We start from the raw sequence: 9,223 nt of genomic DNA, 5'->3' as shown, positions 1-9,223 counted from the left end.
TCCCTGCCCCCTTCGTCCGCCCCGCCGTACGACAACGAGCCGCCCCGAGACACCTCGGTCTTCGAGTGACTCACTCCGAAAGACCACTTCGAAAGACCAGTCCGAGAGCTCTGCCCGAAAGCTCTGTCCGAAAGCTCTGTCCGAAAGCTCTGTTCGAAAACTACCCTCAGGGCCTCGCCGGCTTTCCGTCGCCGTACAGCCACTCCTTCCAGACATCGCTCAGGTCCTTGCCCGGCGCGTGCTTCTGCGCGTGCTTCTCGGCGTATTCCGTGAAGTCGCCGGTGTCCGCGTTGCCATGGCGGTGCTCCGTCGCCCAGCCTCTGAGGAGCGTGCGGAAGGCGGTGTCCCCGATCGTCCGGCGGACCTTGTGGAGGACCATGGCGCCCCGCTGGTACACCGGGCTGTCGGAGATGTGCGCGGCGTCCGGCGGTTCGGCGGGCGGGAAGGCCCAGATGGCCCTGTCGTCGGTGAGGTCCGGGTAGTAGGTGCCCCGGTAGAGCGCGTCGAAGGTCTTCTGCGCGCTGTCGCCGCCGTGTTCCTCCTGCCACAGCCACTCGGCGTACGTGGCGAAGCCCTCGTTGAGCCACATGTCCCGCCAGGACCTGGGCGTGACGGAGTTGCCGTACCACTGGTGGGCCAGTTCATGGACGAGGAGGTCGATGTCGGGGGCGCCGGGGAAGGTGGGGCGGTTCTGGGTCTCCAGGGCGTACCCGGAGTCCTCCGGGCGGTCGACGATCGCGCCGGTGGAGGAGAAGGGGTACGGCCCGAAGACGCCTTCCGACCAGGCCATGACCTCGGGGATACGGGCGAGGACCTTGCGGCTCTGCTTGGCCTGGGAGGGGTCGACGGCGACGTACACCGGCAACCCGTCGCGCGTCTTGGAGCGCTGGATGCCGTACCTGCCGATCGCGACCGTCGCCACGTAGCTCGCCATCGGTTCGGCGGCGCGCCAGGAGTACGTCGTACGGCCCTTCCGCGTCGGCACCGGTTCCTTGCCCGGCTCGCCGTTGGACACGGCGTGCAGGCCCTCGGGGACGGTGACCGTGATGTCGTACGACGCCTTGTCGGAGGGGTGGTGGTTGCCGGGGAACCAGGCCATCGAGCCCGTGGGTTCGCCGAGGGCCAGCGCGCCGTCCCGGGTGCGCAGCCAGCCCTCCTCGGAACCGTCCGGGTCGGTGATCGCCTCCGGGGCGCCCGCGTAGCGCACGGTCGTCCGGAACCTCTCCCCCTTGTCGACCTCGTCCTCCGGACGCACGGTCAGCTCCTGTCCGGCCCGGCTCCAGCGTGCGCCCTCGCCCTCGACGGTGACGTCCTCGACGTCCAGCCCCTTCAGGTCGAGGTTGAACGCGCGCAGGTCATGTGCCGCCCGTGCCGTGATGACGGCCGTGCCGCGCAGGCGGTGGCCGTTGGGGTCGTAGTCGAGGGTCAGGGCGTAGTGCGTGACGTCGTAGCCGCCGTTGCCCAGCTTCGGGAAGTACGGGTCCCGCAGCCCGGGGGAACCGAAGGAGCCGGGGGCGGCGCCGTGCGCTCCGCTGTCACCGGTGCACGCGGACAGGGAGAGGGAGAGGGCCAGCAGCGCGGCGGAGACGGTGACAAGGGGGGCGGATCGGGGCACAGCGGAGATCCTATGAGGACAGGGCGCTCGCGAGGGCATGACACCATCGCGTACGTGCTCGACATCGGCTACGCCCTCTCCAACCGCTTTCCCGACCCGCCGCAGACCGACTACCGCCGCGCCGACGTGTACGCGCTGCGGCACGACCTGTTCTGCGGGGACGTCTATCTCGCGGACACGAAGGAGGACCGGGAACTGTCCACAGCCTGGGGATGGGTGCCGGTGCTCGACTTCGCGTGGGCGCTGTGCGACATCGTCGAGCGGCTCGACGAGGACCCGCGCGGCAGCCGGGCCGCCGGGCCCCAGCGGGCCGAGCTGGACTTCACCGAGTCCACGGACCGGATGCTGTTCGAGCGGCGCTTCGGGTGGGTGGACATCGAAGCCGACTGGGTGCCGGCCGAGGAAGCTCCGCTCACCTTCTCGCACGCCGAACTCCGCCGTGAGGCCCGGGACTTCCTGCACGACCTGATCGCCGACCTCACGGACCTGCACGAAGGGCTCCGTGAGAATCCGGCGATCTGGACACTGGAGGCCCGGTTCCCGAGGGTGCGTTGAGCATTCAGCTCGTGCTGCTCAGCTGCTGCACCTTGAGCGCCAGGTTCTCGGCGTCGGCGCTGCCCCACGCGTAGACCACGGTGGTGGCGCCGGATTCGAGGTTCAGCGTGGCGGGGCCGATGACGACCGTGGTGGTACCGGTCAGCACGACATCCGCGTTGACCGACCCGGCGTCGACCTCCGTCTGCTCCTGCTCCGGGTTCTGGACGTTCTTGAAGACGGGAGTGCCGCCCGCCCGCACGTCGACGGCGGGTGCGTCCGCCACGTGCCGTACGACCAGTCTCGACTGGCCGTCCGGCACCCTGGACGTGTCGTTCACGAAGGTGTTCAGCGCCGGCCGGCCGTTCACGTTCAGGTTGGCCGTCACGCTGGCGTTGGCGCCTTCGGTCACCTCGACCGTCCTCTCCACCACGGGAGTTCCGGAGGGGGAGGCCCCGGCCTTGAAGACCTCGATGTCGTAGGAGTCGGCGGGCAGGGAGAGCGGGGAGCTCAGCGAGCCCGGGGTGAATCCGGACAGCAGCCTCTTGCCGTTGGCGTACACGTCCACGGTCGTCCCGGGGATGCCGTGGAAGACCGTGACCGTGGCGTTCTCCTGTGCCGCGTTCTGCGCTGCTCCGGCCGAGGTGGCCGGCAGGACCGTCAGCCCCAGCAGCCCGGCCGCGCCGAGTGCGAGGGCCGCCCTGGTGAGTCGCGCGCTCATGGGGATTGTCCCTTCTCTGGCGCAGTGCCGCGCCGGCCCCCTGTGCCGGGCGTCGGCGAGCACGGCGGTTGCGGGAATGCGGACGCGGTGTCCCGGAGCCTGGACGGTCGGCCTTCTGACCTTCTGACCTTCTGACCTTCTGACCTTCTGACCTTCTGATCGACCTTTCCGGACCTGTTGTGATCGGCCTTTCCGGACCTGTTGATTTCCGGGTCTCCGACGGGAAAGCGACATGCCGACGGGCGACGGGCGAGCGAGTGACATGCCGTCGGAAGGTGACATGCCCGGTCCACGGTTCTGCGTCCGGTCCTCCGGCTCGGCGACGGCCTGCGCCCCGCAGGTCCCACCGGTCCCGCCCGCCGGAACGCCGGAACGCCGGACACACGTCGGCTGAAGCGTCCTTACAGCAACGTTCCGACCGCTCCGTCGTGATCGCAACTCCACCGCGGCCCGCACCCGGGGTCGCCGTCGCCTACTCCACCCGGATCCCCATCTGCGCCGCCAGCAACGGCGCCAGATCCAGCAGTTGGGCCGGGCTGATCACCGCCCCCGACAACCGGTCCACGCCCCGCGCGACGTCCAGCCGGGCCGCCGCCCGCAGATCCACCTCCGTGAGCACCGCCGCGCTGAAGTCCGCCCCCTTCAGTACGCAGTCCACGAACTCGACCCGCTCCAGCCGGGCGCCCCCAAAGTCCGGCTCCATGAGCACACAGCCCTCGAAGACCACGTCCCTGAGGCGGGCCTTGCGGAGGTTGAGGTAGTCGATCTTGCCGCCGCGGACCAGGACCCGCTCCAGTACGGAGCCGTGCAGCTGGACCCCGCCCAGCCGGGCGTCCACCAGCTCCACGTCCCGCAGGGTCGACTCGGCGAGATCGGTGCCCACGCCCCGTATGCCGGTGAGGACGGAGTCCAGCACACGGGCGTGGTGCAGCCGCGTCTCGTCCAGCGCGCAGCCCGTGAGCGCGCAGTCCATGAAACGCGCGCCCCGGCCCTCCTGTCCCGCGAGGTCCTCCTCCCTGAACTCCAGCCCGTCATAGTCTCCGTCCGGCTCCAGCCCCGGACCGTCGTACGGCTCCAGCGGCGGCAACCGCACCTCCGGGCGCCGCGCACGCTTCACTCCTGCCCCGCCGGAGCCCGTCCCGCCCGCTGCTCTCCTCGCCATGTCCCCATGCTGCACGCCACCACTGACAGTCCCCTGCCGAACCCGTCTGACCTGCGACTTCTCCCTCGATCCCACGGTGATGTCACATTTCGGCGCACCCAATCGGTCGTACTGGTGACCCGGGAAACCCGAAGCAGAGAAGCCCCGGAGCACAGAGGACCGAGCAGAGCAGACCCGGCGCAGAGAAGACCCGGAACAGAGAAGACCGAGCAGAGCAGACCCGGAACAGAGAACACCCGGAGCAGGAGGGAGACCCCAGCCATGCACCGCATCACCGTCATCGGTGGCGGCTTCGCCGGACTCACCGCGGCCATCACCGCCGCCATGGGGGTCCCCCCTGCTCGAGCGAAGCCGAGAGCTTGGGGGAGGGCGCCAAGGTCACCGTGTACGAGGCCCATCACACCCTCGGCGGCCGGGCGCGGACCGCCGAGGGGCCGTACCGGACGAACGAGGGCCCACACGCCCTCTACAACGGCGGCCCCCACTGGACCTGGCTCGCACAGCGCGACCTGATCGGCCCGCTCGCCCCGATCCCGCCCCTGGAGGGAGCCCGGCTCAGGCTCCACCACAAAGGTGCCCTCCGGCGCACCCCGCCCTTCGCGATGCTCAAGCTCCTGCGTCGGCGTACGTCCCAGCAGGCGCCCGTCGACATGGACTTCATGGCCTGGGCCGCCGAACAGGCGGGCGAGGAGGCCGCCCGGGCCGCGGCCCACTACGCGGCCGTCGCGATCTTCCACCACGACCCGGGATCGCTGTCCGCCGCGTTCGTGCAGGAGCGGCTCCGCCGGGCCGCCAAACTGCCCCCGGAGGCCCAGTACCCGCGCGGCGGCTGGGCGAGCGTCGTCGACCGGATGGCGGCGCGGGCCTGGAATCTCGGCGTACGCGTCGAGACCCTCGCCCGTGTGGACGCGATTCCCGAGGGCCGGGGACCCGTCATCGTCGCCACCTCGCTCGACGCGGCCCGGCGGCTGCTCGGGGACGACTCGCTGCGGTGGACCAGTGGCCGTACCGCCCTCGTGGATCTGGCCGTCCGCACCCGTCGCGGTGACGCCTTCGCCGTGTCCGATCTGGACGCGCCCGGCTGGCTGGAGCGCTTCACCGCCCAGGACCGCTCCCTCGCCCCGGCAGGGGAGCAGCTGGTCCAGGGACAGTTCCCGATCGGGCCGCGCGAGTCCCGTGCCGTCGGTGTCGCCCGTGCCGAGCACCTCCTCGACCTGGCCTTCGAGGGCTGGCGGGAGCGGGTCGTCTGGCGGCGCGAGGCCACGGCGAACGGCCGTACGGGCGCGGTCGACCTGCCCGGTACGAGCTGGCGCGACCGGCCCGCCGTCGACCGGGGCGACGGTGTCTATCTCGCGGGGGACCAGGTGGCGGCGCCCGGTGTGCTCTCGGAGGTGTCGTTCACCAGCGCGCTCACGGCCGTGTCGCTGGCCCTCGGGCGCCGGACCGGCGCCCGAGCCCCCCATAGCTCCCCTGATTCCCATGACTCCCTTGACCTCAAGCAAGCTTGAGGTCGGAGGGTGGGCCCTGCAGCACCCCGAGCCCGAGCCCACCGTCCACGACTGGGAGCCCGCCCATGCACGCCATCCGCCTGCACACCTTCGGTCCGGCCGAGAACCTCACGTACGAGACGACCGAGGATCCCGAGCCGGGTCCGGGCCAGGTCCGTATCGCCGTCGCCGCGGCCGGCGTCCACCTCCTGGACACGGTGCTCAGAGAGGGGCACCAGGGGCCCGGCCCGGCGCCGGCCGCGTTGCCGACGATCCCGGGCCGGGAGGTCGCGGGCGTGGTCGAGTCCCTCGGCGAGGGCGTCGCGGGCCTCTGGCTGGGCAGGCGCGTCGTCGCCCACCTCGGGTTCGCGCCGGGCGGTTACGCCGAGCTGGCCGTCACAGATGTCGACCGCCTCCACGAGGTGCCCGCCGGCCTGGACTTCGCCGAGGCCGTCGCCCTGGTCGGAACGGGCCGTACGACGATGGGGATCCTGCAGTTCGCCGAGCCGGGCCCCGGTGACGTGGTCGTGGTCCCCGCGGCCGCGGGCGGCATCGGCACCCTCCTCGTGCAGTACGCCGGGAACGCGGGCGCCACGGTCGTCGGCCTCGCGGGCGGCCCGGAGAAGACGGCCCGGGTACGGGCGAACGGCGCCGACCTGGCCGTCGACTACACGGACCCGGCGTGGCCGGAGCAGGTCGCCGCGTACCGGGGGAAGGTCACGGTCGTGTACGACGGCGTGGGCGGCGAGGCGGCCCGCGAGTCCGTCGCCCTCCTCGCGCCCGACGGCAGGCACCTCGTCTTCGGCTGGTCGGCGCAGGGCATCCACGGCGGCGAGCCGTACCTCGTCGAGGGCGTCTCGGAACAGGTCGTCGGTCCTCGGATGCTGAACCGGACCGGCGGCCCGAACCCCCTGCGCACCCTCGAACTCCGCGCCCTGGCCGAAGCCGCCGCCGGCCGGTTCACCCCTGCCGTCCAGCGCTTCCCGCTCGCCGAAGCGGCCATGGCCCACCGCGCCCTGGAGAACCGGGGCACGATCGGGAAAGTGGTCCTCGTGCCGTAGCCCTCTCCCTCGGGGCAGGGGAGCGGTCAGCCCTGTGCCCCCAGCGCCTGAAGGGCGTCGTCCGTCAGCCGGTACACCGTCCACTCGTCCTGAGGACGCGCTCCGAGCGCCCGGTAGAAGGAGATGGACGGCTCGTTCCAGTCCAGGACCGACCACTCCAGTCGCTCGTACCCGCGCTCCACGCAGATCCGCGCGAGCTCGGCGAGCAGGGCCCTGCCGTGGCCGCCGCCCCGTGACTGGGGGCGGACGTACAGGTCCTCCAGGTAGATGCCGTGGACGCCCCGCCAGGTGGAGAAGTTGAGGAACCACAGCGCGAACCCGACCGGCTCGCCCGTCGCGTCGTCCTCCGCGATATGCGCGAACGCGGCCGGCCGCTCCCCGAACAACGCCTCCCTCAGCTGCTCCTCACTGGCCCGCGCCTCCTCCAGCGCCTTCTCGTACTCGGCGAGGTCACGGACCATGGCGTGGATGACGGGGATGTCGGCGGGGGTCGCTGTGCGAATCATGGGCGCAGTGTCACACAGGACCCGCGCTCGGCGATCGTCGACAGCGTTCGTTCAGCGCGTGCGTTCAGCGGCGTTCGATGGCGTTCCCTCGGTGGCGTTCCCTCGGTGGCGTTCCCTCGGTGGCGGCCCGCCCACCGGTCCTCGTGACGGGGCCGGAGGGCGCAACTAGGGTCGGCAGGATGATCGAGGTTCCGGCGGAGCTGGCCGCGTCGCAGAGTGAGTTCAACGGGGAGGCGGGACGCGCGTTCGTCGCCGGGCTGCCCCGGATGACGGAGGAGTTCCTCGACCGCTGGGGGCTGCGGGTCGACGGGCCGTCGATGTACGGCGTATGCGCCCTGGTCGTGCCGGTGGTCCGCCCGGACGACACCCCCGCCGTCCTGAAGCTCCAGCTGACGGACGAGGAGAGCGTCGGCGAACCGGTCGCGCTGCGCGTGTGGGGTGGTGACGGGGCCGTACGGCTCCTCGACCACGACGAGGCCACCGGCACGATGCTGCTGGAGCGCCTCGACCCGGCCCGGATGCTCTCCCACGTGCCCGACAGCCGTGAGGCGGTGCTGGTCATCGCCCGGCTGCTGGCCCACCTGACCTCCTTCCCGGCGCCGGAGGGCATGCGCGGGCTCGCCGGCATCGCGGCGGCGATGCTCGACCGGGCTTCAGCGGCCCTGAAGCGGGTGGCCGACCCCGCCGTCCGCCGTCTCCTCGCGGACTGCGCCGCCGCCGTACGGGAGGTCCTCGACGAACCCGGCGACCGCCTCCTCCACTGGGACCTCCACTACGAGAACGTCCTCGCCGCCGGACGCGCCCCCTGGCTCGCCATCGACCCCAAGCCCCTCTCCGGTGATCCCGGCTTCGACCTGTACCCCGCCCTCAACAACCGCTTCGACCCCGACGAGATCCTCTGGCGCTTCGACGCGATGACGGACGTCCTGTCCCTGGACCGCGCACGCGCCCGCGCATGGACCCTCGGCCGCCTCCTCCAGAACTGCCTGTGGGACATCGAGGACGGCCGGGAACCGGATCCCCGGCAGCTGGAGATCGGGCGGAGGCTGCGGGCCTAGGGAGCAGCCCCCGTGGGGCCGTTGCCCTCAGTCCAGAACGTGCCGCAGATAGGCCTGAGGGTCGTCGAGATAGCGGCGCCAGTGGTCGACCAGGGCGAGCTCGCGCCACGCGACCCGGCGCAGGCCGTGGTCGCCGACCTCGAGGATGTCGGCGCCCGGCAACGCGGTGAGCAGCGGGGAGTGGGTGGCGCAGACGACCTGGCCGCCGTTCTTCGCCAGGTGGTGGACATGGCCGAGGAGTTCCAGGCAGGAGGAGAAGGACAGCGCCGCCTCGGGCTCGTCCATCACGTACAGCCCGGGGTGGAGGAACGCCCCCCGGAACGCGGCGAGGAATCCCTCGCCGTGGCTGACCGTGTCGGGCGCGTACCCCTCCCGGTCCAGTGCGTCCAGCGCCGTCTCCGCGCGCAGGAAGAAGCCCTTGCGCGCGGACCAGCTGCTGAGCATGCGCCGTCCACGGGGCGCGGCGTCAAAGCGGACGCGCTCGCCCAGCTTCGACTTCTCGCGGTGGCCGGCGTACCGCCACTCGTGCGAACCACCCCAGGGATCCAGCCCGAAGCCCTCCGCCAGGGCCTCGACCAGCGTCGACTTCCCCGAACCGTTCTCGCCGACGAGGAACGTCACCGGCGCGGTGAAGCGCAGCCCGTCCGCGAGGAGCCCGCGCACACAGGGCAGCGACCACGGCCACTCCCCTTCGTCGTACGAGTCCACATGTGCGTACGCGCGTTCGACGATCATGCGCCGAGTCTTCCACGCAGCCCCACCCTTTGACTCGCCTTGACTCGCCCCGGCAAGCTCCACGTCGGCGAGCGCGCCCGCTTCGGGGCCTACGACACGCAGGCCTGGGGCTCCGGCGGCATCTGCGGCGACGCCACGGGCAAGGTGGACACCGAGTGCACGCAGGCCCAGCTGGAGAAGGCCGCGAAGACCGGCAACGCGACGGTCACGGTCACGATCCGCAAGGACGGGACGGCGTCCGAGATCAGAGAGCAGTAGACACGGGGAACGGACCCCGGCAGACGCAGGGGCCGACCGGATCACCGGATACCCACCCCGCCGACGACCATCCCCCGGGGCAACCC

General features: G+C 71.6%; 9 protein-coding genes and 1 pseudogene. 5 read left to right on the top strand and 5 right to left on the bottom strand.

Annotated features, from left to right (window positions below; all coding sequences use genetic code 11):
* Positions 1-166: 166 nt before the first annotated feature.
* Positions 167-1,654: a M1 family metallopeptidase gene (locus FNH04_RS35215; protein ID WP_152789916.1), complete on the bottom strand. Its 1,488-nt coding sequence runs from the start codon at positions 1,652-1,654 to the stop codon at positions 167-169.
* Between the two features lie 15 nt (positions 1,655-1,669).
* On the opposite strand from FNH04_RS35215, the gene FNH04_RS35210 reads away from it, so the two are divergent.
* Positions 1,670-2,170, top strand: coding sequence for a hypothetical protein (locus tag FNH04_RS35210; protein ID WP_322724751.1), 501 nt, complete (start codon positions 1,670-1,672; stop codon positions 2,168-2,170).
* A gap of 4 nt (positions 2,171-2,174) precedes the next feature.
* Here FNH04_RS35210 and FNH04_RS35205 read toward each other — a convergent pair whose 3' ends face one another.
* Positions 2,175-2,870 (bottom strand): DUF4397 domain-containing protein, encoded by a 696-nt coding sequence (locus FNH04_RS35205; RefSeq protein ID WP_152789914.1) that lies wholly within the window; start codon positions 2,868-2,870, stop codon positions 2,175-2,177.
* A 472-nt stretch (positions 2,871-3,342) separates the two neighbouring features.
* Entirely contained in the window at positions 3,343-4,032 is a 690-nt protein-coding gene (locus tag FNH04_RS35200) for a pentapeptide repeat-containing protein (protein ID WP_152789913.1), read from the bottom strand.
* Positions 4,033-4,293: 261 nt separating this feature from the next.
* On the opposite strand from FNH04_RS35200, the pseudogene FNH04_RS35195 reads away from it, so the two are divergent.
* Positions 4,294-5,540: pseudogene (locus FNH04_RS35195) on the top strand (NAD(P)-binding protein).
* A 65-nt stretch (positions 5,541-5,605) separates the two neighbouring features.
* The gene (locus FNH04_RS35190) at positions 5,606-6,580 is read left to right on the top strand and encodes a zinc-binding dehydrogenase (protein WP_152789912.1); all 975 of its coding nucleotides are present in this window, start codon (positions 5,606-5,608) and stop codon (positions 6,578-6,580) included.
* Between the two features lie 26 nt (positions 6,581-6,606).
* On the opposite strand, the gene FNH04_RS35185 is transcribed toward FNH04_RS35190, so the two are convergent.
* Positions 6,607-7,086 (bottom strand): GNAT family N-acetyltransferase, encoded by a 480-nt coding sequence (locus FNH04_RS35185; protein WP_152789911.1) that lies wholly within the window; start codon positions 7,084-7,086, stop codon positions 6,607-6,609.
* A gap of 179 nt (positions 7,087-7,265) precedes the next feature.
* Here FNH04_RS35185 and FNH04_RS35180 point away from each other — a divergent pair, with 179 nt between their 5' ends.
* Positions 7,266-8,144: an aminoglycoside phosphotransferase family protein gene (locus FNH04_RS35180; protein ID WP_152789910.1), complete on the top strand. Its 879-nt coding sequence runs from the start codon at positions 7,266-7,268 to the stop codon at positions 8,142-8,144.
* Positions 8,145-8,171: 27 nt separating this feature from the next.
* Here FNH04_RS35180 and FNH04_RS35175 read toward each other — a convergent pair whose 3' ends face one another.
* Positions 8,172-8,879: an AAA family ATPase gene (locus FNH04_RS35175; RefSeq protein ID WP_152789909.1), complete on the bottom strand. Its 708-nt coding sequence runs from the start codon at positions 8,877-8,879 to the stop codon at positions 8,172-8,174.
* Between the two features lie 39 nt (positions 8,880-8,918).
* Here FNH04_RS35175 and FNH04_RS35170 point away from each other — a divergent pair, with 39 nt between their 5' ends.
* The gene (locus FNH04_RS35170) at positions 8,919-9,137 is read left to right on the top strand and encodes a hypothetical protein (protein WP_152789908.1); all 219 of its coding nucleotides are present in this window, start codon (positions 8,919-8,921) and stop codon (positions 9,135-9,137) included.
* Positions 9,138-9,223: the final 86 nt, after the last annotated feature.

This window comes from Streptomyces phyllanthi (genome assembly GCF_009377205.1).
In the GTDB taxonomy this organism is placed as follows: domain Bacteria; phylum Actinomycetota; class Actinomycetes; order Streptomycetales; family Streptomycetaceae; genus Streptomyces; species Streptomyces phyllanthi.
Note: the sequence above shows the minus strand (reverse complement) of the source record. Positions and strands in the feature narration are given on the sequence as shown.

Bases quoted from the DNA above. Each gene is read 5' to 3' on its own strand.
- FNH04_RS35175 (WP_152789909.1), bottom strand. From the start codon at position 8,879: ATGATCGTCGAACGCGCGTACGCACATGTGGACTCGTACGACGAAGGG.
- FNH04_RS35200 (WP_152789913.1), bottom strand. From the start codon at position 4,032: ATGGCGAGGAGAGCAGCGGGCGGGACGGGCTCCGGCGGGGCAGGAGTG.
- FNH04_RS35185 (WP_152789911.1), bottom strand. From the start codon at position 7,086: ATGATTCGCACAGCGACCCCCGCCGACATCCCCGTCATCCACGCCATG.
- FNH04_RS35215 (WP_152789916.1), bottom strand. From the start codon at position 1,654: ATGCCCTCGCGAGCGCCCTGTCCTCATAGGATCTCCGCTGTGCCCCGA.
- FNH04_RS35180 (WP_152789910.1), top strand. From the start codon at position 7,266: ATGATCGAGGTTCCGGCGGAGCTGGCCGCGTCGCAGAGTGAGTTCAAC.
- FNH04_RS35205 (WP_152789914.1), bottom strand. From the start codon at position 2,870: ATGAGCGCGCGACTCACCAGGGCGGCCCTCGCACTCGGCGCGGCCGGG.
- FNH04_RS35190 (WP_152789912.1), top strand. From the start codon at position 5,606: ATGCACGCCATCCGCCTGCACACCTTCGGTCCGGCCGAGAACCTCACG.